17 protein-coding genes are annotated in these 23,703 nt (G+C 49.5%); 9 read left to right on the top strand and 8 right to left on the bottom strand.

Annotated elements, in window-relative coordinates:
• Nucleotides 1-258 precede the first annotated feature (258 nt).
• On the top strand, nucleotides 259-1,071 hold the full coding sequence (locus HRM2_RS14260) for a DUF3786 domain-containing protein (RefSeq protein WP_015904735.1): 813 nt from the start codon (nucleotides 259-261) through the stop codon (nucleotides 1,069-1,071).
• A 149-nt stretch (nucleotides 1,072-1,220) separates the two neighbouring features.
• Nucleotides 1,221-2,510 (top strand): Hsp70 family protein, encoded by a 1,290-nt coding sequence (locus tag HRM2_RS14255; protein ID WP_015904734.1) that lies wholly within the window; start codon nucleotides 1,221-1,223, stop codon nucleotides 2,508-2,510.
• A 66-nt stretch (nucleotides 2,511-2,576) separates the two neighbouring features.
• Here the strand turns inward: HRM2_RS14255 and HRM2_RS14250 are convergent, their stop codons facing one another.
• The 3 genes from HRM2_RS14250 to murJ form a co-directional block, all read right to left on the bottom strand.
• Nucleotides 2,577-3,266 carry a CBS and ACT domain-containing protein gene (locus tag HRM2_RS14250; RefSeq protein WP_015904733.1) on the bottom strand — a complete coding sequence of 230 codons (690 nt, stop codon included), beginning with the start codon at nucleotides 3,264-3,266 and terminating at the stop codon, nucleotides 2,577-2,579.
• A gap of 51 nt (nucleotides 3,267-3,317) precedes the next feature.
• On the bottom strand, nucleotides 3,318-4,268 hold the full coding sequence (locus HRM2_RS14245) for a histone deacetylase family protein (RefSeq protein ID WP_015904732.1): 951 nt from the start codon (nucleotides 4,266-4,268) through the stop codon (nucleotides 3,318-3,320).
• A 124-nt stretch (nucleotides 4,269-4,392) separates the two neighbouring features.
• The gene (murJ, locus tag HRM2_RS14240) at nucleotides 4,393-5,976 is read right to left on the bottom strand and encodes a murein biosynthesis integral membrane protein MurJ (RefSeq protein ID WP_015904731.1); all 1,584 of its coding nucleotides are present in this window, start codon (nucleotides 5,974-5,976) and stop codon (nucleotides 4,393-4,395) included.
• 203 nt (nucleotides 5,977-6,179) lie between these two features.
• Here murJ and HRM2_RS14235 point away from each other — a divergent pair, with 203 nt between their 5' ends.
• From HRM2_RS14235 to HRM2_RS14215, 5 genes are read left to right on the top strand one after another with little or no spacing between them, the layout of a single operon-like run.
• Nucleotides 6,180-6,458 carry a hypothetical protein gene (locus tag HRM2_RS14235; RefSeq protein WP_015904730.1) on the top strand — a complete coding sequence of 93 codons (279 nt, stop codon included), beginning with the start codon at nucleotides 6,180-6,182 and terminating at the stop codon, nucleotides 6,456-6,458.
• A 4-nt stretch (nucleotides 6,459-6,462) separates the two neighbouring features.
• Nucleotides 6,463-7,779 carry a M48 family metalloprotease gene (locus HRM2_RS14230; RefSeq protein WP_015904729.1) on the top strand — a complete coding sequence of 439 codons (1,317 nt, stop codon included), beginning with the start codon at nucleotides 6,463-6,465 and terminating at the stop codon, nucleotides 7,777-7,779.
• Nucleotides 7,733-8,245 carry a PNPOx family protein gene (locus HRM2_RS14225; RefSeq protein ID WP_015904728.1) on the top strand — a complete coding sequence of 171 codons (513 nt, stop codon included), beginning with the start codon at nucleotides 7,733-7,735 and terminating at the stop codon, nucleotides 8,243-8,245. The genes HRM2_RS14230 and HRM2_RS14225 overlap by 47 nt, the downstream gene beginning before the upstream one ends.
• Nucleotides 8,242-10,074 carry a UbiD family decarboxylase gene (locus HRM2_RS14220; protein WP_015904727.1) on the top strand — a complete coding sequence of 611 codons (1,833 nt, stop codon included), beginning with the start codon at nucleotides 8,242-8,244 and terminating at the stop codon, nucleotides 10,072-10,074. The genes HRM2_RS14225 and HRM2_RS14220 overlap by 4 nt, the downstream gene beginning before the upstream one ends.
• Nucleotides 10,061-12,145: a hybrid sensor histidine kinase/response regulator gene (locus HRM2_RS14215; protein ID WP_049770455.1), complete on the top strand. Its 2,085-nt coding sequence runs from the start codon at nucleotides 10,061-10,063 to the stop codon at nucleotides 12,143-12,145. The genes HRM2_RS14220 and HRM2_RS14215 overlap by 14 nt, the downstream gene beginning before the upstream one ends.
• 33 nt (nucleotides 12,146-12,178) lie before the next feature.
• On the opposite strand, the gene HRM2_RS14210 is transcribed toward HRM2_RS14215, so the two are convergent.
• The 4 genes from HRM2_RS14210 to acs all read right to left on the bottom strand — a co-directional run bounded on the left by HRM2_RS14210 (nucleotide 12,179) and on the right by acs (nucleotide 18,270).
• The gene (locus tag HRM2_RS14210; RefSeq protein WP_015904725.1) at nucleotides 12,179-12,838 is read right to left on the bottom strand and encodes a zinc metalloprotease; all 660 of its coding nucleotides are present in this window, start codon (nucleotides 12,836-12,838) and stop codon (nucleotides 12,179-12,181) included.
• A gap of 84 nt (nucleotides 12,839-12,922) precedes the next feature.
• Entirely contained in the window at nucleotides 12,923-14,212 is a 1,290-nt protein-coding gene (locus tag HRM2_RS14205; protein WP_015904724.1) for an L-lactate MFS transporter, read from the bottom strand.
• A gap of 40 nt (nucleotides 14,213-14,252) precedes the next feature.
• Nucleotides 14,253-16,160, bottom strand: a complete 1,908-nt coding sequence (locus tag HRM2_RS14200; protein ID WP_015904723.1) for a propionyl-CoA synthetase — start codon at nucleotides 16,158-16,160, stop codon at nucleotides 14,253-14,255.
• Nucleotides 16,161-16,236: 76 nt separating this feature from the next.
• Complete coding sequence (gene acs, locus HRM2_RS14195; protein ID WP_015904722.1) at nucleotides 16,237-18,270, bottom strand: acetate--CoA ligase; 2,034 nt, start codon at nucleotides 18,268-18,270, stop codon at nucleotides 16,237-16,239.
• Between the two features lie 442 nt (nucleotides 18,271-18,712).
• On the opposite strand from acs, the gene HRM2_RS14190 reads away from it, so the two are divergent.
• Together HRM2_RS14190 and HRM2_RS14185 are read left to right on the top strand one after the other, a co-directional pair.
• Nucleotides 18,713-19,366, top strand: a complete 654-nt coding sequence (locus HRM2_RS14190; protein ID WP_015904721.1) for a lactate utilization protein — start codon at nucleotides 18,713-18,715, stop codon at nucleotides 19,364-19,366.
• 133 nt (nucleotides 19,367-19,499) lie between these two features.
• On the top strand, nucleotides 19,500-21,284 hold the full coding sequence (locus tag HRM2_RS14185; protein WP_015904720.1) for an AMP-dependent synthetase/ligase: 1,785 nt from the start codon (nucleotides 19,500-19,502) through the stop codon (nucleotides 21,282-21,284).
• On the opposite strand, the gene HRM2_RS25330 is transcribed toward HRM2_RS14185, so the two are convergent.
• Complete coding sequence (locus HRM2_RS25330; protein WP_015904719.1) at nucleotides 21,241-23,673, bottom strand: 7TM diverse intracellular signaling domain-containing protein; 2,433 nt, start codon at nucleotides 23,671-23,673, stop codon at nucleotides 21,241-21,243. The genes HRM2_RS14185 and HRM2_RS25330 overlap by 44 nt on opposite strands.
• Between the last annotated feature and the right edge of the window lie 30 nt (nucleotides 23,674-23,703).

Below are 23,703 nucleotides of genomic sequence, written 5' to 3'. Positions count from 1 at the left end.
GCGACTACAGCCCCATGCCCGGCATCTTGTACGTCCAGCCCACTACCGCTTGCAACTTTTAGGTGACAGATGGATTGAAAAATCAGATTTCAATAATTGATATTTTGGAATCAGGCGCATTTGTTGTGTTCAACTCCCATGGGAGGAAAAATCGATTAGACAGGTCCTGCTGTTCGGGCTGTTGCAATGGTGTCTAAAAATTGTTACACAAGCTTGAATGATTCAATTCGATGAAATATTAAAAAGGAATGTTTTTGAATGTCACATATCAATAATCCCATGGAAATCTACAAGTTGTTGAATGGTTCCAACTGTAGAGAGTGCAATGAAAAGACCTGTCTGGCATTTGCAGTGGCTGTGTTCAAGGAAAAAAAACCGATACATGCGTGTCCTTATTTGGAAAAACAAGTGATTGAACAGTATGGCGGGGAAATTGAGAAGCCCAACACCGTTGATGAATATAAAGAAGAGGCCATTAAAGAATTAAAGCAGAAGATATCTTTGATTGATCTTTCCCAGGCAGCGCAACGTCTGGGAGCCCGGTTTTCCAAGAATAAACTGACCCTGAAGGTTTTTGGTAAGGATTTCAGTGTAGATACCAATGGTAACCTGGCCTCTGAAATTCATATCAATGCATACATGGTCGTTCCGGTATTGAACCATATCTTAAACGGTTCGGGTAAATCTCCCCAGGGCAATTGGATCACATTTCGAGAGTTGGCTGGTGGGCCTTCCCGGTATGCTCATTTTCACCAACGTTGTGAAAAACCGTTGAAACGGGTTGCCGATACCTACACGGATCTGTTTAAAGATATGCTGGACATTTTCGGTGGAAAAAAAATTGTCAGTCAGATTGGTTCAGATATTTCAATTATTCTATATCCCCTGCCTCTTTTCCCCATAATGGTTTGTTACTGGAAACCCGAAGATGGCCTTGAATCCAGTCTTCACATCTATTTCGATTCTGCATCCGATGATAACCTTGACATTGAATCAAACTATACTATGAATGAAGGGATTACTTTGATGTTTGAGAAGATCGCCCTGCGGCATGGCGCTTGCAAAATTTAGGTTTCAATGAAAATGCGTCATCCCCGGGCCGCATGGCAGACTAACTCCAGGCGATGATGCAAAAGTTAACCGTGTGAATTTATAAAAGCCTTGACACGGATTCTTTAAAATCATATCTTCATGCCTTTTTGTTCGTCGGGGGAGAGGATATGGTTTCAGTGTGCGGGCTTGATTTCGGGACATCTAATTCCTCACTTGCCGTGGGTTGTAACGGGCAGGTGAGCATGGTGGATGTGGATCACAAAAACAGTAACACCAAGTATCTTAAATCTGTTCTCTATTTTTACAAGGATGAGCAGGGAGACAGGGTCCACACGGGTGATGATGCCATTGACGAGTATCTCCTGGGCGGTTTGGACGGACGCTACATGCAGTCCATCAAATCCTTTCTTCCGGATGCCACGTTTACGGAAACCTTTATCAATGGACGTCGTTATACCATTGACCGGCTGGTTTCCCTCATCCTCAAGGATCTCAAGGAAAAGGGTGAACAGGCGGTCAACACCTCGCTTGATTCCGTGGTTCTGGGTCGGCCTGTTGTTTTTTCCGAGGACAGTGAAAAGGATCAAATGGCCGAACAAAGGCTTGGGTCAGCGGCCCGTCTTGCCGGTTTTAAAAATATTGCGTTTGAGCTTGAACCCATTGCTGCAGCCCTTGCCTATGAGCACTCCCTGGAACAGGGCAGGGAGGAATTGATCTTTGTGGGTGATTTTGGCGGCGGCACCTCTGATTTTACCATTATCCGCCTTAAGGGTGGCAATCCCAACAATTACGACAGAAACAGGGATATCCTTGCCCTGGGCGGCATTTATATCGGTGGTAACACCTTTGATTCCGATCTCATGTGGGAAAAGGTCGCCCCCCACCTTGGAAAGAATGTCAGGGTCACCCTGCCCATGGGGTCGAACAGCCTGCCACTTTCAACGACCATCACAAGAAAGCTTCGGCTCTGGAACTGGATTCCCCAGCTCAAGGATCCCAAATTTGTTCGTTCAATCAATGAATTTAAAGCCTTTGCCTCATATTCAGACCAGCGGCTGATCGAAAACCTCCAGACACTGATCGAAGAGAACCTGGGGCTCAATCTCTACCAAAGCGTGGAACGAACCAAGTGTGCCCTTTCATCAATGGATGAGGCATTCATTAATTTCAATGAGCAGGGGATCTGCATGGCAGAGCGGGTGGTAAAACACGAATTTGAAACCATCATTGCCCCGAATGTCGCAAGGATAGAGAAAGCCATGGATGAGACCCTCGCAAGGGCCGGCATCACACCCCATGGGATTGACAAGGTCTTTCTAACAGGTGGTTCTTCGTACATTCCTTTGGTGCAGCGGGTATTTATGGAAAAATTTGGACCCGAAAAAATAACCCAGGCCGACGCTTTTTTAAGTGTGGGCCACGGCCTGGGGCTTTCTGCGTTACGCATGTTTGGTTGATCCGGGCCAAGCGTGTAAACCTGCTTCAAGCCGTGGAACCGGAGCCGTGTTTTTTTATATATTCGCCTATAGGGGCGGATCTATGGTTTCTGGCAGCTGCTCAAGATACCATGTCATGGGGGCGATGAGTTCGAAACCAATCTCCTGGAGTCTTTTTTTGACCCGGACCACATTGTTGGTGCGAAGATAGATAAATACTGCCCTTTTACCCTCATCCCAGTAACGGGCCACAAGCACAGAGCCAAACGAGATTTTCTCTTCGGTCACCACGTCCACGATTTTTTTGAGCTGGCCCATTCTGTCCTCAACAATGACGCCGATGAGGGTTCCGGGCTCTCCGATTCCCATGACATTTGTAAATGCCCTCAGAAGATCCCTGACAGACAGGATGCCCGTGAGAGCCCCTTTTTCATCCACAACCGGAAAGGCACCGACCTTTTCCCGCTGGATCAGCAAAAGGGCATCCTGAATGGTGTCCATGGGGGAGATGGTCTTGGGGTTTGGGGTCATGATGTCGGCCACGGTCATTTTTTTTATCTTCTCAAGCTGCAGGTTGCGCTCTTTTTCATCAAAGAGCATAAAAGGCATGGAACTTCTGATGTCCCGGTCTGTTATAATGCCCTGCAGGTGGTTGTCTTTGTCCACAACGGGCAGGTGACGGATATCGTTGGCCTGCATGATCTCCTGGGCCTCAATCACCGACCTGTTTTTGTCTATGGTGATCACTTTTTTTACCATGGATTTGCTTACAAACATAAAATCCTCCAAAATTCTTTTTTTGTTTCCGAACCTGGATTTTGCCTGAACCTACCCCTTGAGCAGGATGGATACGTGATTGGCGGCAAGCTCGGGCAGCAGTTTCAGGGAATATCCCCCTTCGAGAATTGAAACCACCCGTCCTTGGGCATGGTGGTTTGCAAGGGCCATGATGGTCTCCATGATCCAGGAGAAACCCTCGGTGGTGAGATTCATGTCTGACATTTCGTCGCCTACATGGGCGTCGAATCCTGTTGAAACCAGGATAATTTCGGGTTTGAACCGTTCAAAGGCGGGCAAGAGGTCCCTGGTAATGAGGCTCTTGTAATTGTCATCCCCGCGACCTGGAAGCACCGGGGAATTTTTGGTAAAACCAAAGCCCTTGAGGGTTCCCTCGTCAAAGGCCCTGCCCGTTCCAGGATAGGCAAACGATGGGTGCTCATGGATGGAATAGTAAAACACGGAGGGGTCAGATTGAAAGATGTGTTCTGTGCCGTTGCCGTGGTGGACATCAAAATCCACGATTCCCACCCGCTCAATGCCGCATTCGGACTGAAGATAGCGAGCTGCAATGGCGATATTGTTGAAGTAGCAGAATCCCATGGCCTTGTCGACCTCTGCATGGTGGCCGGGCGGTCGTATGGCGCAGAATGCGTTGTCTATCTTTTGATCCATCATCATCTGAACGGCATCAAGGATGCCGCCCACGGCCAGAAATGCCGTTTCATAGGTTTCAACGCAGATCTGGTTGTCCTGGTCGTCAAAATAGTGGTTGCCCGAGAGACTCACCTCTTCAAATCGCCTGACATAGTCGTGGTCATGGACGGCAAGGATCCATTTAAGGTCTGCCCGTGAAGCAGGGATGATGGTTAATTGTTCCAGAAGATTTGCCTTGCGAAGGCCTTCGTGGATGGCGATAAGTCGTTCTGACATCTCGGGGTGATAGGGTCCTGTGTCATGGAGAAGATACCTCAGGTCATGCACATAGCCGGTTTTTTTCATGGGCCTCCCATCCAGATATTTTAGATTGTCAAGGCGGTGCTGTTGACGTCGTGTCAAAAAAAGTCAACGATAAGAATTGTAGATTCTTTCTTCCATAAGTTCTAATACCGGCAGCGGATGGGTGTCAAGAAAAAAACAGCCGACCGAGTTTCTGGATGAGTTTGTGGTTGAACTGATTGATTTCCTGAATTTTGAACAGGTATCCTGCGCCTGAAAATACCAGGATAAAGACAAGGCCTGTGATGATCGACACGGAAAGGGCTCCGAAAAGGGTGGATGCATTGATGAAGGTTTTCAGGAAAGCCGTTATTTTTACGAGGAAAAAACCTGTTCCAAGGCTCAGTCCTGTCATGGAGAACAAGAATCGATACACTGCGCCCCGTCCGTTGTTGTGGCTTTTTCTGTTCCACAGTTCAAACAGCAGCAGGGTCTGGGCTGTTGCAGCAATGGAGAGGGCAAGGGCGATTCCCCCTGCACCCATAATCCCCATGAGCAGGTAGAAGACAGGCAGGGTGAGAATGACGGCAAGGGTGCTGAAGAGGGCCGGAAACCAGGTGTTCTGCATGGCGTAATACCCCCGGACAACAACAGTCTGGGCTGCAAATGCAAAGGTTCCGCAGAGGAGGAAGGGCAGAATGCCGGCCGTTACCTGGGTGGCATCGGGGCCGAATCGTCCCCGCTGGAACAGGATGAGAATGATCTCGTGGCGCAGCACCATGAACAGAACCGAGACCGGGATCACCAGCAGCAGGTATTTGAGGGTGGTGTTGAGAAGGGCGTTGAGTTCATCTATTTTGCCCTGGGCTGCAAGTTTTGCCATGAACGGATAGGATGCAACCCCAACGGCCTGGCCAAAGAGTCCCACAAGGATGAACATGATCCGCAATCCATAGTTGAGGGCTGCAATGCTACCCTCGGCAAGATAGGATCCAAAGTATTTTAAAAGAATTTCTGTTGAAAAGGTCATGGTCAGGCCGACCATCAACGGCAGGGTCAGGACAACATACCGGACAAGTTCTGGATGGGTGATGTCAAATATGAACCTGAGACGCATGCCTGTGTTTTTTGCCCCATGGTACTGGAGTAGAAAATTCCCCACAAAGGCCCCGCCAAGAACCCCCCAGGAAAAACCTTCCATGCCAAGGAACGGACCCAGGGCAACGCCGCCAACGATGATGCCAAGGTTGTAGACAAGGGGGGCAAGGGCTGGAATAAAAAATCTTTTTTTCGTGAACTGGACGGCCATGAAGAGCCCGCCTGAGAAAAAGAATAGCTGGGCCGGGATGATGATTCGGGTCATTCTCACTGCCAGTCTGAACAGTGCGGGGTCATCAAATCCCGGGGCAAGGAGGGAAACAAGTTCAGGGGCAAACCAGAGGCAGACCAGGGTTACGCCCACAAGGAGCAGCCCAAAGGTGGTAAAGACAAGGGAGAAAATTCGCCACCCCGTTTCCTCATCGTTTCTTTCAATATAGGCGGCAAAGATGGGAATAAAGGTGATGGAGAGAAAACCGCTTGCAACGATGTGGTTCAGGATCTCAGGTACGATGAATGCCACCTGATAGGCATCGACCTCACCGCCAGCCCCCCCTGAAAAGGCAATGGTCATCTCCCTTCCAAGGCCGATGATGCGGCTTGCAAAGACAGATGCCATCATGATAATTGAGGCAAAACCCACCTGTTTGAAAGTTGAATCGTTTTTTTCCATGATTTTGGAGGCAAGAACTATCACAAAGAACAGGTAAAGAAAAGTGAAAATCCCAGGAAAGGGTTTGACTTGAAGGCCATGGTCAGAATATGATTATAGATCAATTAAATTGAAGACCGATCCCGGCATCCGTCAATACCCATGGTGGAACTGGGTAAATCAGATTGACAGGTAAAAATACTTAATACCATGGACTGCATACAATGAAAAAATTCAACCTGGTCGGATTTATCCTGGTGGCAGGGGGTGTACTTGTCCTCGGCTTTCAGGCAATCGCTGCCCTGATGCACACTGACAATTTCTGGAACGACCTCACACTTTCAACGGCAATGCCCCTTGACCTTGACAGGTATATCCAGATGATCCCCTTTGAGTCCCTGCAAATCGGTCTTGATTACCTTGCCCTGGATCTGCCCCTTTACCAGCTCCTGGTCGCGTTGGGGGTGATCTGCTTTATTCTAGGTTCGTTTTCAAGGAGATAGCCATATGGTTGCAGACACCCCAATGACCCGCCGTACATTTATATCCGGCTCCCTTGCATTGGGTGCAGGTGTTGCCCTGGCAGGCTGTGCTGTAAATCCTGTGACCGGCAAGAATCAGTTCATGATGGTAACGCCTGAGCAGGAAGTCGCAATGGACCGCATCCAGTCCCCCCACCAGTTCTCGGCCGACTATGGCGCGGTTCAGGATCAGGGGGTCAACACCTATGTGACCGAGATTGGCACAAAGCTGAGTGCTTTGACCCACAGGCCCCGGATGCCCTATTCGTTCCAGTGCGTCAATGCCACCTACATCAACGCCTATGCCTTCCCCGGGGGCAGCATTGCCGTGACAAGGGGTATTCTTTTAAAGCTGTCCAACGAGGCTGAGCTTGCGGCCCTCCTGGGCCATGAACTGGGCCATGTCAATGCCAGGCATTCGGCCCAGCAGATTTCAAAATCAACCCTTTCATCTATTTTTATCAGCGGGGTTGCTGCCGCCGTGGGTACCCAGGGTCAGGGGCTTGGAGATGTTGCCCGTCAGATTGGCATGCTGGGCCAGGGAGCACTCCTGGCCCGGTACAGCCGGGACAACGAGCGGGAGGCCGATGCCCTTGGCAACGAATACATGGTCAAGGCCGGATATTCGTCAATGGGGTTTGTGGGGCTCATGGGTATCCTCAACACCCTTAACAAGAACAAAGCCTCGTCCACGGATATCCTTTTTTCAACCCACCCCATGAGTGACGAGCGCTATGGTACTGCCGTGGCAAGGAGCCGTAATCCCTATGGGTATTCGTCGGGGTTCTCCTTGAACCAGGAGCGTTACATGGACAACACTGCATCTGTAAGGGCGGACAGGGCTGCCATTGAGGCCCTTCAGGCAGGCGATCAATACATGGCTAAGAAAGAGTATCAAACGGCAGAAACGCAGTTTGCAAAGGCCATAAAGCTTGCTCCCGAAGATTATACAGCCCATGTGATGCAGGCAAAATGCATGCTTGAAACCCGTCGTTTTGAAAGGGCTGCAACCCATGCAGACCTTGCCGTTACCCTTTATCCAGACGAACCCCAGGCCCAGTATGTGGCCGGTTTTGTCCACCTTAACCTCAATCAGTTTGCCAGGGCCTTTGAGCGCTTTGACCGGTATGCCGGCCTTCTTCCTGGAAATCCCGGCGCAATTTTTTTCAAGGGGTACTGCCAGGAGAAGATGGAACATGTGGCAAGTGCTGCCGAGTTTTATAAACTATATCTGAACGAGGTTCAACAGGGGGAGTATGCAGTCCATGCCCATGGGCGGCTTAAACAATGGGGATATCTGTGATTCAGATGCCCCCGGGATGAATGGTCAGGCCATGGAACTTGTGCGAACCCTTAAGGTGATGACACTTGCAACCGGGTCTGATCAGGGGTGCTGGTCCGCACCGGTGTTTTTTTTTTACCGGCCCGGGGGATTCTATTTCTTTTCATCCCCAACTTCCCGTCACATAGGGGAGGCTGGAGCCCTTGACGGCTTGTGTGGTGCCTCCCTGTTCCATGACACAGAATCAATCAACGAACTCAGGGGCGTTCAGATGCAGGGCGTTATAGAATTACTGACCATGACTCCGGAAACCCTTGGAGCGGCAGGGGGTTATGTCAAAAAATTCGGCATGCAGGTTACCGGTGATAATGTTCTGGCCGCCATTACAAGCCATTACCGGGCAAAATTTTACCGGTTTGTTCCCCAAGAGACCTATTACATGGACAACCGTCTTGGCTTCGGATCAAGAATAAAGGTAAATTTATGAGTTTTTCAAGTCTTGCAGCCTGTGTCGATTTTTTATCCAACCAGAAGGATCTTGTAATAATTCGGCAAGAGGTGGATCCTGATCTTGAGATGGCTGAGATCCACAGGCGTGTGTTTGAGGCAGGCGGTCCTGCCATTTTATTTGAACGGGTCAAGGGCACCCGGTTTCCGGCTGTGTCAAACCTGTTCGGCACCCATGACCGGGCCGTAAAGATCCTGGGGGCTGGACTTGAGACTATCAAGCACCTTGTGCGTCTTCAATCCGACCCGGGTGAAGCGTTACGATCTCCCCTTAAGGCCCTCAAGGCCCTGCCGGGTCTTGTCCATGCCCTGCCTGCAAAAAAGCGGACAGGGCCGGTTCTGGATGCCCGGGCAGGGATCAACGATCTTCCAATGATACGATGCTGGCCCATGGACGGGGGTGGGTTTATTCTTCTGCCCCAGGTCTGCTCCCAGGATCCTTTGCGGCCAGGCGTTTTTCGTTCAAATCTGGGTATGTACCGGGTGCAGTTGTCGGGAAACGATTATCTTCCGGGCAAACAGATCGGCCTGCACTACCAGATTCACCGGGGAATCGGCAACCACCATGCCAGGGCCCTTGAACAGAACCAGCGGCTCAAGGTGAGTATCTTTGTAGGGGGGCCTCCGGCCCATACCCTTTCGGCGGTCATGCCCCTTCCGGAACACCTTCCCGAGGTCAGTTTTGCAGGGGTCCTTGCCGGCAGACGGTTTGCCTACACCATTCAAAACGGCTATCTCATAAGTCTTGATGCGGATTTCTGCATCACCGGCACCATCGCCATGGGCCGCACAAAACCCGAAGGACCCTTTGGAGATCACCTGGGATATTACTCCCTTGTCCATGACTTTCCCTATCTTGAGGTGGAATCGGTCTTCCATCGAAGGGATGCAATCTGGCCTTTTACCGTGGTCGGCCGGCCTCCCCAGGAGGATTCAATTTTTGGTGAACTGATCCACGAGATGACAGGTCCTGCCATTCCCGTGGCCATTCCCGGGGTGACGGCAGTCCATGCCGTTGACGCTGCAGGGGTTCACCCGCTTCTGCTTGCCAAGGCCCTGGAACGGTATGTGCCCTATGAACCCAGACAGCCAAGGGAGCTTCTGACCCATGCCAATGCCATCCTTGGAGCGAACCAGCTTTCCCTTGCAAAATATCTGTTTATCCTGGCCCACGAGGACGCTCCTGATCTGGATATCTCAGATGAAAAGGCCTTTCTGGTTCACTGCCTTGCCCGGGTGGATTTCAGCCGGGATCTTCATTTTTACACCTCCTTTACCATGGACACCCTGGATTACAGTGCCGATGGCCTCAACACCGGGTCAAAGCTTGTGGTGGCAGCCGCAGGAGAGGAAAAACGAACCCTCGTGACCCATGTTCCCGTTGGCCTCAACCTTCCCCCGTCTTTTTCAATGCCAAGACTTGCAGGACCGGGCATGGTTGTGGTCAAGGGGCCTGTGTTTACCGACTATCCAAGGGCTGATAAGGAGGTTGCTCAGCTTGCAGAACACCTTGCAACATCTGATGCCGTTGGAGGGCTTGCCCTGGTTGTGATTGCAGACGATTCGGATCTTGCCGCCCGGAACTTTGACACCTTCGTGTGGATCACCTTTTCACGTTCCAACCCCTCCCACGACATCCACGGTGTTGAGTCTTTTGTCCGTCACAAGCACTGGGGGTGCAGGGGGCCGTTGATCGTTGACGCGAGGATCAAGCCCTTCCATGCGCCGCCCCTTGTCCCGGACCCTGATGTTGAACGGCGGGTGGACCGGCTGGGTCAAAAAGGAGGGGATCTCCATGGGATCATCTGATCGAACCAGCGAAAAAAACACCATGCTCACCTATTACAAGGGACTTGCCGCCTGTTCAAAGGAGCTGATATCCGGCAGGCCCAATGCCTTTGTGCGCGTTTTGCATGAACTTCTTGTGGTAACCCAGGCCGACAGTGTTTCTTTTTATGAAAATTTCGTTGATGCCGATGACAGACTATGTGCCCGAAACGTTCATCTGCTCATGAATCAAGGCATTGACAGTCCTGAAAGGGCCTCTGCAAAAGTCTGGTTTGCCTATGAAGACCTTGCATCTGAATGGGAAGCAGCCCTGGGACAAGGAGAGATTGTCATTGTTGACCAGGGGTGTGGTGGTGAATTTGAAAATGAAAAATTCAAGGCGAATAAAACGGCTTTTTCACTTCTTGTCCCACTTTTTACCGGTAACCACTGGCACGGATTTATAGGGTTTGAGGCGTTGAGCCCCACCCGTTCCTGGCAACCCATGGACATAGAGTTCCTTACCACGGCAGCCGAGATGGTTGGCGGTTATATTGAAAAGGAATTTTATATCTCAGCCCTGATAAAGAGTGAAGAACGTTACCGGTCGATCATCGAAAATATTGATGAGGGATACTATGAAATAGACCTGTTGGGGGTTTTTACCTTTGTAAACAGACGGCTGTGCCGGATGACCCGCCGGACCCGTGACCGTTTTCTTGGAATGAATTTCAAGGAGGTGGTTAATCCTGAAACTGCCAAATTGATCAAAGAGGTGGCAAAAAATGTTTATGAGACCGGCATGCCGTCGGGTCTTAACCAGACCCGGGTTATAAGGGCGGATGGTTCCGTTGTGGTTTATGAGCATTCCATTGCCCTTATTGAAGATGCCCAGGGAAAGAAAAAGGGCTTCCGTGGTATTGTCCGGGATGCAACCCAGTCCCTTGACCAGGAAAAAAAACGAAAGGCCCTTGAAGAGAAGTATTTTCAGGTGGAAAAGCTTGAATCCATTGCCACCCTGGCAGGCGGCCTTGCCCATGAGTTCAACAACCTGCTCATGGGAATCCAGGGCAACACCTCTCTGTTGCTGGTAAAGTACCATTCCCATCCAATGATTTCCGACAAAATCAAAAACATTGAGCGATGTATCAAAAGAGGGGCAGAGGTTACAAATAAACTGCTTGGGTTTGCAAGATCAGGGAAATATCAGGAAACGGAATTGGATCTTAACCTGCTTCTCAAGGGGGTGTGTGACCTTTTTGGCAGAACCCGGAAGGATATTCGAATTTTTCAGAATTGCAATGGGGATGTTCGCCTGGTCAGGGGAGATTCTGCCCAGATTGAACATGTTTTTCTGAATCTTTTGCTCAATTCTGCACAGGCAATGCCCGGTGGAGGAGAGATTCGTATCATTGTCGAGAATCATCCTGTGGATGAAGCCTTTGCCTTTCTCCACGATGCAGAGCCTGGAGAGTACGTCAGGATAACGGTTTCAGATACCGGGACAGGCATGGATGCGGCGACTCGAAAGCGGGTGTTTGAACCTTTTTTTACCACAAAGGAGCGGGTCAGGGGAACAGGCCTTGGCCTTGCTTCGGTCTATGGCATTGTCAAAAATCATTCGGGAATGATTACGCTGGATTCTAAACGAGGAGAGGGAACCAGCTTCAAGGTTTACCTGCCGGCATGTGTCTACGAGCAACCGGCCCGTTCGGCCGAAGAAGATTTTTCTGATAAGCAGTTGTTAACCATTCTTCTGGTGGATGACGAAAAAACGGTTCTGGATATCAACATTGAAATCCTCGAGGTGCTTGGTTACAGGGTCATTGCCGCAGAGAATTCCCGGGATGCGGTGGAGCTGTTTGTCGAGAATCTGGACACGGTTGTTCTTGTTATCATGGACGTTATCATGCCCGGGCGAAATGGATTTGAAACGGCCCGGCTTCTGCGGGAAATAAAGGAAGATGTTAAGATTCTTTTTGTCAGCGGATTTCCCAAGGGCCACGATCAGTTTGAAGATGTATTTAAAGCAAATGAGCAGTTTATTCAAAAACCCTACACCTTGGAAGAATTGAACATGGTTCTCAACAGGGTGCTGGAAAACAGGCGGTGATGGCAGCCTGGTCTTTTGTCCGGTTTATACCGGCTATCCTGATATGAAATTAAACATGGCTGTGAAAACAGGGGAAAAATAGATGTCCAGGAGATTGCCATGGGTCAGTTTTATCCATACCAGGGCTGCGACAAAAAGATATGGCACAGCATCAAAAATAAGTTTGGATCGGGATGAAATGTTCGTTTGTTTCGGGAAAAAAAACGAGACAAGGGAGGCACCTGCAAGGGGGGGGATGGGAATAAATCCGGTTACAAACATGATGATGTTTACGGCCACCAGAATGGGGAACACCTGGTCCTCAACCCCCCAGTTGCCCATGATCCACAGAATGCTGCCGGCGATGGAGGCAAGCATGAGGTTGGCAAAAGGGCCGGCAAATTTGACAAGGATGAGGTAAAAATCCGGGTGTTTAAAGTTCTTTGTGTGTATCTTCGGCTGTTTTGGCCAGCCAAAACCTGCCACGGCAAAGCACAGAACTCCAGACAGGTTCATGTGACCCAGAGGGTTGAAATGGAATCGATCCTTTGCCTGGGTCTGGGCATCTCCCAGAAGGGTTGCCATGAACGCCTGGGCCTCTGCATTAACCGTGATGGCAAGGAGAATGGACACGATGAAGATGATGGTGGTGTCAAATTGAAGATTTGAAAAATCAAGAATAAACGGCAGGTGTGTCAGGTTCGCATATTCCATTGACTGTCCTTTTTAAGCGCTTTCTAAGAGGAGGGGCATTCCGGGGCATGACAGGTGATGCCATGCCCCGGAAACGTGTGTTCTCTATCCGTTATACTGGGGTTTTGTGGTTAGCTTTGCAAGGATGACCCCTGCAACCAGAAGGCCCCCTGAGATGTAGAAGGCAAGGTTCAGACTACCGGTGATGTCCTGGATAACACCGCCTATTCTTGCCATGAAAAACCCAAGTCCCCATCCGATGAAAACAAGACCATAGTTGAACCCAAGGTTTTTTGCACCGTAAAAATCCGCCGTAAACGAAGGCATTAACGAAAGACCTCCGCCGTACTGCCAGTAGGCAACACCCACAACGAGGAACAGGAGAAACAGATTCTGGGTTGAGATGACAAAGGGCAGGGAAAAGAGGCAGAGGGCTGAGACACCACAGTTAAGGCAGTAGGCATTGAGCCGTCCGATCTTGTCTGAATAGTAACCCGTACCCACCCGTCCCGAGGCGTTGATCAATCCGCCATAGGAGACCAGGATCCATGCATTTGCCATGAAAAAGGGCATGCCCTTGGCTGTTGTCATCATCAGGCCGTTGGCCGAACTGATGATGAGAAGGCCTGACTGGGTGGTAAGGATGAACATGAAGACAAGGGCGTAGAACTGCCAGGTCTTGAGAACATCGGCCGCTTCCCAGTTATGGGTTTTTTCCGTGGCACCCGAGTGTCCGGCGTTGGTCACATTGGCCGGGGGAACATATCCTTCAGGCGGAGCCTTGAGCATCTGACCTGCAATGACAACGACAACGGCAAAGAACGAGCCCAGGACAACAAAACTTCCCGTGATGCCGTAGAGGTCAATGAGTTTCTGGCCCAGCCACCCGATGTAAAGGGCTGCGCCACCATAACCACCCACCACAAGGCCTGCTACAAGGCCGCGTTTTTCCGGTCCAAACCATTTCAGGGCAGCAGGGGTAGGGGCTGCGTATCCAATGCCCATACCTGCGCCACCAAGGATGCCAAAACCGATGATAAGCCCTGTATAGCTCTTCATCAGTCCTGCAACAATGCAGCCGGCTGCCAGGAGAAGCCCTCCACAGGTGGCGCCGAATTTCGGGCTGATTCTATCCTGGATACGTCCGCCAGGGATCATGAGCAGGGCAAAAATAATGACGCAAAGGGAAAAGGGGGTTGCGGCCTGGGCATTGGTCAGGTAGACCCAGCCTTCATTGATGCCCGTCATCATTTCTCCTGCCCTGTCAACATTGACCAGGGCCGATTTCCAGATGCTCCAGGCATAGAGAATACCAAGACAAAGATTTATGGCAGTTCCGGCAAAGGTGGTTATCCATGCCTGTGCCGGGACTTTTTCGATTGCTTGCTGGCTCATTGTCTGCTCCTCTGTTTCGTGTAAAAATTTAAACCTAGGATTATTTTGAGGCCTTCTTCCCATATCCGATGGCGCCCAGGCTCACTTCGATCTCATCGAGAATGGCAGGGTCATCAATGGTGGCCGGAACTTTGTACTCCTTTTGGTCGGCAATGCTTCGCATGGTTCCCCTCAGGATCTTGCCGGATCGGGTCTTGGGAAGGCGTTTGACAATGGTGGCCGTCTTGAATGCCGCCACCGGTCCAATTTGATCGCGAACCATCTGAATGGCCTCCCGGATGATCTGATCGTGGTCAACGGTGACACCTGCTTTGAGCACCAGAAATCCCAGGGGGACCTGACCCTTGAGCCGATCTTCAACCCCCATGACCGCACATTCGGCAACCATGGGATGGCAGGAAAGCACCTCTTCCATGGCCCCGGTGGAGAGTCTGTGGCCGGCAACATTGATGATGTCGTCCGTGCGGGTCATAACATAGATATACCCTTCTTCGTCAATATACCCTGCATCGGCTGTCTTGTAGTATCCGGGAAATTCCTCAAGATAGGCCTCAATATACCGTTTGTCGTTCTGCCACAGGGTGGGAAGGGTTCCCGGAGGCAGGGGCAGCTTGACCACAATGGCGCCGATTTCGCCCGAGGCAACCGGTTTGTTGTTGGGATCAACCACCTGGACGTCCCAGCCGGGAACAGCCTTGGTTGGAGAGCCTGGTTTTACCGGAAAGTGGTGCAGACCCATGCAGTTGGCCGCAATGGCCCAGCCGGTTTCCGTCTGCCACCAGTGGTCAATGACCGGGACTTTGAGGTTGGTTTCTGCCCATTTCAGGGTATCCGAATCGGTTCTTTCGCCTGCCAGGAACAGGATTTTAAAACTTGAGAGATCATAATCCTTCATGAGCTTGGCCTCCGGGTCATCCCGCTTGATGGCCCTGAAGGCTGTTGGTGCGGTAAACAGACTCTTGACCCCATGGTCCTGGATCACCCGCCAGAAAGTTCCAGCATCCGGGGTGCCAACGGGTTTACCCTCAAACATGATGGTTGTGGCACCTTTGAAAAGAGGTGCATACACGATGTAGGAGTGGCCCACAACCCAGCCGATATCGCTGGCTGCCCAGTAGACATCCCCTTCGTCAATGTCGTAGATGGCCTTCATGGTCCATTTGAGTGCCACAAGGTGGCCGCCGTTGTCCCGGACTACCCCCTTTGGCTGACCCGTGGTGCCCGAGGTGTAGAGGATGTACAAGGGGTCTGTTGCCAATACAGGGACACAGTCATGGGGCTTTGCAGCGTTCATGAGTTCATCCCAGTCATAGTCCCTTCCGGCCTTGAGCTCGGCCTGGACCATGGGGCGCTGGAACACGATGCAGCTGTCAGGTTTGAACCCGGCAAGGTTGATGGATTCGTCGAGCAACGGTTTGTAGGGGATGACCTTTTTGACCTCAATACCGCAGGAGGCCGTGACCATGACTTTTGGCTTTGCATCGTTGATGCGGGTGGCAAGTTCGTTGGCTGCGAAACCGCCGAACACAACGGAATGGACTGCACCAAGCCTTGCGCAGGCCAGCATGGCAATTGCGGCCTCGGGAATCATGGGCATGTAGATGATGACCCTGTCTCCCTTTTGAACGTTCTTTGCAGCAAGGACCCCGGCAAACCTGGCCACTTCGTCCCTGAGTTCATTAAACGTGTAAACCCGTTTGGTGTTGGTTACAGGGCTGTCGTAGATCAGGGCTTTGTTTTCACCGATGCCGTTGTCAATGTGAAGGTCAAGGGCGTTGTAACAGGTATTCATCTCACCGCCGACAAACCAGCGGTAAAACGGTTTGTTTGAATCATCAAGAACTTTGTCCCATTTTTTATACCAATGGCATTCTTCTGCAATAGGTCCCCAAAAGGCTTCAGGATCATTGATGGACTGGTTGTAAGCCTCTTCATACAAGTTTGACATAAAATTAGGTCCTTATTTTGGATAAAAGTTTAAAGCCGGCAACAAGGTGTGACCGCTGTTGCCGGACAGTTGAGTGTTATTTTCCGGTAACCATCTCCTTGATGATGACAACGACTTCCGGGTTGGCCAGGGTCATGACATCACCAACGTCTTTGTTGTTGGAAATCGCGCCCAGAACACGGCGCATGATCTTACCGGATCTTGTTTTAGGCATATCGGGCACAAGCCAGACTTTTCGTGGTTTTGCAATTTTTCCGATTTGTTCGCAGATCGCGTCGGAAATTTTCTGGGCAAGGGCTTCAGTTGCTTCGTATCCTGGTTTAAGGGCGATGTAAAGATCAGGGACCTTTCCTTTGATATCATGGGCAACTGGAACAACGGCAGCTTCTGCGACTTCATTAACCACAAGGGCTGCGGATTCTATCTCTTTGGTACCGAGACGATGACCGGACACATTGATGACATCATCAATTCTGCCCAGAATTCTGTAGTATCCGTCATCGGACTTTGTGGCTGCATCACCGGCCAGGTATGGCCAGTCACGCCAGTCTTTGCTCTTGGGATCTTTGCAGTAGCGGGCAAAATAGGTCTCAACAAACCGATCCCTGTCTCCCCAGATGGTCTGAAATTGTCCCGGCCATGGATTCTGGATACAGATATTGCCTGCGATCCCAGCCTTTGTGACTTCATGTCCGTTTTCATCATAAATGATGGGATGAATGCCTGGTACTCCAGGGCCTGCACTGCCGGGCTTCATGGGCTTTATACCCGGCACGGTGCTGCACAGAAAACCGCCGTTTTCGGTCTGCCACCAAGTGTCAACAATGGCGGCTTCGCCCTTGCCGACTTCCCGCTGATACCATTTCCATACCTCGGGCTCAATGGGTTCACCCACGGTTGTCATATGTTTGAAATGGTAGTTGTATTTTGCGGGTTCATCTGGACCTATTTTTCTCAATGCGCGAATGGCGGTGGGAGCGGTATGGAAAATATTGACATCAAGTTCCTGGGCGATTCTCCACGATCTGCCTGCATCCGGGTATGTGGGAACGCCTTCATAAATGACAGATGATGCACAAAGGGCCAAAGGACCATAAACAATATATGAATGGCCGGTAATCCACCCGATGTCAGCCATGCACCAGTAAACATCTTCAGGATGAATATCTTGAATATATTTTGATGTGCCTGCTACATAGGCGAGATAGCCTCCTGTGCTGTGCTGGCAGCCTTTGGGTTTGCCGGTAGTTCCACTGGTGTACATGAGAAAAAGGGGATCTTCAGCAAGCATTTTTTCGGGTTCAATACGCTTACCATAGTAGTTTTTCAATTCTTCATTTACAAAAAAATCACGGCCGGCAACCATGGGGGTCTCGGTGGAACTCTTGCCCGGGTATCGCTGCCATACCAAAACCTTGTCAACCACCTGGCCTCCGTTTTTGGCTATTTTGACAGCATCATCGGCGTTAATTTTATGGTTTAGCAAAGTTCCTGATCTGTAATAGGCATCCATGGATATGAGTACCCTGGACTGGGAGTCAACAATCCTGTCTGCACAGGCATTGGGTGAAAAACCGCCGAAAACAACAGAATGAATTACTCCCAGGCGAGCACATGCAAGCATGGTAATGGCAAGTTCTGCTGTCATGGGCATGTGGACGGTGACTCGATCTCCTCTTTTTAAACCTGCAAAGTCCCGGAGAAGGGCAGCAAATTCGTTGACCCGTACATAAAGCTCCTGATAGGTAATATGGTCGACCCTTTCACTTTCAGGCTCAGGAACAAAGTGGATGGCTGTTTTATTTTTGTTTTTTTCAAGATGGCGGTCAATGCAGTTGTAACTTGCGTTTATCAATCCGCCCTTGAACCATTTCCAGCATGGGGCATCACTGGTATCAAGTACCGTATTCCAGGGTTTATACCAGTCTAGCATTTTTGCATATTCGGTGAAGCAGTCAGGAAAATTATCAAGACTGAATCTGTCGTAAACGGCTGGATCGGTCAGGTTTGCCTGGCCTATGAATTTTGTTGAGGGATAGTAATAACCTTCTTCCTGCCAATGTACCGCAATCTGCGCCTCGGTGGTCTCTTCTACTTTTTTGTCACCCATTGATTTTCTCCTTGGATTATAGTTGAGCTGCCATAGTATTAACGGTAAATCGAAAAGTAAAAAACCGGGTAATATCACCTCCTTTTAAATGAAAAGAAGATCCATTATTGGTATTTTTTCCATGTTGCCGGGAACATGGTTGTTGAAAAAAGTGAGGCTGGTTCGCGGTTCAGTGCATTTATATTGAGCATTGATGGTGCATGGGAAGTAATTACTGGCGTCAGAGCGAAAATAAAATCAATTCAATAAGAACCATAACGACAGAATGAATCTAATTCATATCGTATATGCGACTATAAAAAGGAAATTTTCTTTAGTCAATAGAAAAAATTAAAAATTCCGTTTTTATGAAAATATATTGCCCATTGATGTTGTTTTTATATATCGTTACCCGAACAAGTTTGATAAGACTGGTGACCATTATAAAGGAGGAATTTGAACCGTGAAAAATCCAGTGGATATTTTTTGGAAACACAGACTTGCACAAGTTGGAGAAAAGCTTGAAAAGAATAATTTTGAAGTCTTTCATGCTGACACAGTTGAAGGGGCAAAGGATATCGCCCTTGGGAAGATTCTTCCCGGGCTGAGCGTTAAAAGCGTCTCCTGGGGCGGCTCCATGACCTTTGTTGCCACAGGCCTTTTCCATGCCCTAAAGGATGATCCTCGTTTTACCGTACTCAACACCTTTGATAAAACGATTGGTCCCGACGAGCAGATGTCGCTCAGGCGAAATTCACTGCTTGTGGATCTTTTTATTACAGGAACAAATGCCATCACCAGTGATGGTCATCTTGTCAACCTTGACATGATCGGTAACAGGGTGTGCGGCATCACCTTTGGGCCTCGCCATGTCATCGTCATTGCCGGGCGAAATAAGATATGCAGGGACCTGGCCCATGCCATGGACCGGGTTAAAAATTATGCTGCCCCTGTGAATGCGATGAACCTTGACAAGAAAACGCCCTGCAGGGAAACCGGGGTTTGCCAGGACTGTTCAAGTCCAGATCGAATTTGTAATACATGGATGATTACCGAGCGGTGCTTTCCTAAAAAAAGGGTTAAAATAATTCTTGTAAACAAGGATTTGGGGTTTTAACCGGCGATTGATCGCTGTTTGAGAAAGGGGGTCGGCAGATCATTCAGATTCTGTAAGCTTGGGTAACAATGTTCGGGGAAGTGGAATTCTAACTGCTCAAAAACAATGATTGGCTTTTAACAAAGGAGGATTTATGGCGTTTAAGGCGTATGATAATTTCCATGCGATGCTTTGCGAGACCATTGATAAATATGCAGACTCGCCGGCATACAGATGGTTTGATGCAGACACCACCCCCACATCTGTGACCTGGAAGGCATTCTATGATGGGGTAAAAACGGCATCAAAAAGCCTTATTGCCCTTGGTGTTGAAAGGGGCGACAAGGTCAATATTCTAAGTTACACCTGCTATAACTGGATGTTGACCGATGTTGCCAACATGTCCGTTGGGGCCGCAACTGTGGGCATCTATCAGTCAAACCTCCCGGCTGACTGTGAGTATATTATCAATCATTCTGATGGGGTGCTGGTTTTTGCCGAAAATCAGATCCAGTTGGATAAACTCTTTAAAATCAGGGAGCAGATTTCGAATGTTAGAAAAGTGATCCTGTTCAATGGAGAGGCCCCTGAAGATGACTGGGTGATAACCTATGACACCTTTCTCACCCTTGGAAAGGAGATCTCTGACGCGGTTTTTGAGGAACGCACACACAGCGTAAAACCCGAGGATACAGCTGGGCTTGTCTACACCTCGGGTACCACTGGCGTACCCAAAGGGGTTGTTTTGACCCATGACAATCTTACCTCGACCAGCCAGTCTGTTTTCCAGTCCGGAAATTTTAAGGCAGGTGAAGAGATGTTTGTCTTTCTTCCCCTGGCCCATGTTTTTGCCAGAACCTGTTGTTACACGGGCATCAAAACCGGTAACCGGACAAGCTTTGCACGGGGAGTGGATACCCTGCTGGAAGATTTTGCCCTGGCCGCTCCCCACTGGTTTGTAAGTGTTCCCCGGGTGTTTGAAAAAATTCACACCAAGGTCATCAGCGGGGCTGAGGCAAAGGGTGGGGTTGCTTTGAAAATTTTCAACTGGGCATGCGCCGTTGGGCAGGAAGTCAGCAAACGAAAGGTGGACCGTCGGGAGATTCCCTTTGTCCTGGGGCTTAAATACCAGGTGGCCACCCGGCTTGTTTTTTCAAAGATCCACAAGGCCCTTGGTGGCAATGTCAAGTGGTGTATCAGCGGTGCCGCCCCCCTTAATCCTGAGATTGCCCGGTTTTTTCATGCCGCAGGTCTTTTGATACTCGAGGGGCTGGGCATGACCGAAAATACCTCTTTTTCCCATGTGAATCGACCAGACAGCTATGCCTTTGGTGTCGTGGGACCGCCCGGTGAAGGCCTTTTCCATAAACTTGCCGAAGACGGCGAGGTGCTGACCAAGGGCCGCAATGTGATGAAAGCGTACTATAAGATGCCCGAAGAAACAGCTGAGACTTTTACCGAGGATGGCTGGCTTAAGACAGGGGATATTGGAGAGATTGATGGGAACAATGTCCTTAAAATAACGGATCGGAAAAAGAGCATCCTCATTACAGCCGGCGGTAAAAATATCGCCCCGTCCCGCATTGAAGGGATCATGACCACATCTAAATACATCAATCAGATTTGTGTCGTCGGGGATAGAAGAAAATATCTTTCCGCCGTTGTCACCCTGGACGATGAAAATGTCATGGCCTATGCTGATGAAAAAAATATTGCCTATGGCAGGGTTGCCGACCTTGTGGAACACCCGGAAATAAAGCGTCTCATTGAGGGTGAGGTGGAAATGAGAAACCAGTCCCTGGCCTCGTTTGAAACCATTAAAAAAATTACCCTTGTGCCCGAGTTTACCATAGAAAACAGTATGATGACCCCGACCTTTAAGCTGAAAAAGAATGTCATTCTGAAAAATTACGGGGATCAGATCGACGCCATGTATTGATGGGTGTGGGGGCAGATGTCATGTCTGCCTCCGGGAAGAAAAGAGTAAAAAGGGTTCCCTGTCCAGACTCACTCAGGACATGGACCTTTCCCCCCAATTCTTCCATGATACCGTGGACCATGGCCAGCCCTAAGCCTGTGCCGCTTCCCATGGGTTTTGTGGTGAAAAATGGTTCGAAAATATGTGCCATTGTTTCGTGGGGCATGCCATGGCCGGTATCGCTTACGGTCAGTTTTACATAGCTGCCCGGCAATAGATGAATTTGTTTCTGGGCCGTTTCTTGTTGGATAATTTCCCTTTGAATGGAAATTTTGAGAAGGCCTCCCTTTTTACCCATGGCATACCCCGCATTGGTGCATAGATTCATGATGACCTGGTGTACCTGGGTGGGATCGGCTTTGATCATAAGGGTCTCATCCATGGACGCATCGTCGATGCTGATGTTTGACGGTAAAGTGACCCGGATCAGTTTTAAAACCTCATTGACAACGGGATAAATTGCAATGGTTTGAAGCACCCTGCTGTCCTGGCGACTGAAGGTCAGAATCCCCTGGACCAGATCCCTTGCCCGGTCACAGCCTTTTATTATCCTGTGCAGGCGATGGTACATGCGGGTCTGTCTGTCTGTTTCATTTATGGATAGCTCCGCATACCCGAGTATGGCTCCGATGATATTGTTCATGTCATGGGCAATACCCCCGGCAAGGGTCCCGATGGCCTCCATTTTCCGGGACTGGTTGAGCTGGATTTCAAGGGCCCGATTCTCCGCCTCCGCCTTTTTTCTTTCAGTAATATCCCGGGTGATACCGATCATTTCAATGGGGTTGCCCTGTTTGTCCTGGACAAAGGTGGTGGTGGTTTCTGTCCAGAAGATCTGCCTTGCTTTGTTATAGCACTCAAGCTCAATGGTAAAAGCGTGCCTTGTCTCGCCGGTACAAGATGCGCTTTTTTGCATTCCTTCCTGAATGGCTTTCCAGGCATTTTTTCCAGCGTTCCGGGGTAGCATTTCCTTGAAAATAAAACCTTCCGCCTCCTTGGGCGTATACCCCATCATCTCTTCCACGGACGGGGTGATATAGATCAGTTTCATGGTTTTAAGATCAAGCCGCCAGATGACATCCTTTACATTCTCTGCAAGCATCCGGTACATTTTTTCCGAGTTATCGATGTCCTTGAGAAATTTTTCGCGTTCAAGTATCATTATCTTGACATTGTCAATCAGGGCAAACGAAAGAAGTATGGCCACAAGGGCTGATGAAATCGGTACCATGGAATCGGTAAAGAGGTTGTTTCTAATCAGGCCAAAGGATTTTATGACCATTAAAGCAATGGTGACAATAAAGGGGGACCATGCCAGAAGATAAAATCCGGCCCTCCGAATCTGTTTGAAGACGAGCATTATTCCTGAAAAAGTCATGGCCAGTCCCATGAGGCAGGCCATGACCATCAGGGCTCTTGTCATAAACGGATAGGGTACAAAAAATGAGATGAAAATAAGTACGACAGATCCTGCGATGAAGGTCTTAAGAATGGTATCAAACAAGGGGAGGTGTTTTTTTGTGTGGAGAAACGAACGGGTAAATAGAACGGCTCCTGAAATTGCTGCAAATCCAGAAAGGGGGTGACAGAGGTTGGCCCATTTTGTTGATTCAGGCCAGAGATATTGAAAGGCCAGGCCTGTATGAACCAGGGTAAAAAAGGTGATGGCAGAAACAAAAAAGGCCAGAAATAAAAAGGCAGACTGTCGCAGGGAGACAAAGATCAAAAGGCAATAGATGATCGTTGCCAGCATTATCCCGCAATAGATCCAGTTCAGTGCAAGATCAAGTGTCCTATGGTGTTCAAAGGCGCTTTTTCCCCATGCAGTGACCGCTGAGACGATGGCACCCCCGGAATGAATCCTAAAGTAAAAGGTGTGTGCTCCTGGAGGCAGGGTGACCGGGACCACCATGGTCCTGTAATCCACAGGCCGCAGGGAAAAGGGGTGAAGATCGCCCCCCTTTGTGCTTGTAAATCCTTCTGGACCAGAGTGGAAAAATTCAAAATGATCCACCACTGCATAGGGATACTCCAGGAACCAGGAGATGGTTTTTGTTGATGGGTTGTTTGCTGTAAATTTGAACCAGAAATTGGCGGTTGAATACCCAAAGCTTGATTGTCCGTTGACGGGTTTAAACAATACATTGTCTCGGGGGGTGACGATGTCTGCGATGTCCAGGGTTTGTGAATCATCCCGAAAGACAGACAGAAAGGGTGTCAAGTCTTTTCTGTCCGTCTGCGGGGTGATCTGGATGACTTGAGAACCTGAACATACGATTCCCGTGCAGAGCATAAGCATGGTACCTGCAATGAAATAAAGGATAGAATAACAGGTCAGGCCCTTGCTCATTAATGGTCACCTGGTTGAAAAAGATAATTC

It is taken from the genome of Desulforapulum autotrophicum HRM2 (assembly GCF_000020365.1).
GTDB classification, from domain to species: Bacteria; Desulfobacterota; Desulfobacteria; order Desulfobacterales; family Desulfobacteraceae; genus Desulforapulum; species Desulforapulum autotrophicum.
Note: the sequence above shows the minus strand (reverse complement) of the source record. Positions and strands in the feature narration are given on the sequence as shown.

What these genes read in the sequence shown, in the direction of transcription:
- HRM2_RS14210 (WP_015904725.1), bottom strand. Translation starts at nt 12,838, where the DNA reads ATGGAATATGCGAACCTGACACACCTGCCGTTTATTCTTGATTTTTCA.
- HRM2_RS14200 (WP_015904723.1), bottom strand. Translation starts at nt 16,160, where the DNA reads ATGTCAAACTTGTATGAAGAGGCTTACAACCAGTCCATCAATGATCCT.
- acs (WP_015904722.1), bottom strand. Translation starts at nt 18,270, where the DNA reads ATGGGTGACAAAAAAGTAGAAGAGACCACCGAGGCGCAGATTGCGGTA.
- HRM2_RS14250 (WP_015904733.1), bottom strand. Translation starts at nt 3,266, where the DNA reads ATGTTTGTAAGCAAATCCATGGTAAAAAAAGTGATCACCATAGACAAA.
- HRM2_RS14255 (WP_015904734.1), top strand. Translation starts at nt 1,221, where the DNA reads ATGGTTTCAGTGTGCGGGCTTGATTTCGGGACATCTAATTCCTCACTT.
- HRM2_RS14230 (WP_015904729.1), top strand. Translation starts at nt 6,463, where the DNA reads ATGGTTGCAGACACCCCAATGACCCGCCGTACATTTATATCCGGCTCC.
- HRM2_RS14215 (WP_049770455.1), top strand. Translation starts at nt 10,061, where the DNA reads ATGGGATCATCTGATCGAACCAGCGAAAAAAACACCATGCTCACCTAT.
- HRM2_RS25330 (WP_015904719.1), bottom strand. Translation starts at nt 23,673, where the DNA reads ATGAGCAAGGGCCTGACCTGTTATTCTATCCTTTATTTCATTGCAGGT.
- HRM2_RS14185 (WP_015904720.1), top strand. Translation starts at nt 19,500, where the DNA reads ATGGCGTTTAAGGCGTATGATAATTTCCATGCGATGCTTTGCGAGACC.
- HRM2_RS14245 (WP_015904732.1), bottom strand. Translation starts at nt 4,268, where the DNA reads ATGAAAAAAACCGGCTATGTGCATGACCTGAGGTATCTTCTCCATGAC.
- HRM2_RS14235 (WP_015904730.1), top strand. Translation starts at nt 6,180, where the DNA reads ATGAAAAAATTCAACCTGGTCGGATTTATCCTGGTGGCAGGGGGTGTA.
- HRM2_RS14205 (WP_015904724.1), bottom strand. Translation starts at nt 14,212, where the DNA reads ATGAGCCAGCAAGCAATCGAAAAAGTCCCGGCACAGGCATGGATAACC.
- murJ (WP_015904731.1), bottom strand. Translation starts at nt 5,976, where the DNA reads ATGGAAAAAAACGATTCAACTTTCAAACAGGTGGGTTTTGCCTCAATT.
- HRM2_RS14260 (WP_015904735.1), top strand. Translation starts at nt 259, where the DNA reads ATGTCACATATCAATAATCCCATGGAAATCTACAAGTTGTTGAATGGT.
- HRM2_RS14225 (WP_015904728.1), top strand. Translation starts at nt 7,733, where the DNA reads ATGCAGTCCATGCCCATGGGCGGCTTAAACAATGGGGATATCTGTGAT.
- HRM2_RS14220 (WP_015904727.1), top strand. Translation starts at nt 8,242, where the DNA reads ATGAGTTTTTCAAGTCTTGCAGCCTGTGTCGATTTTTTATCCAACCAG.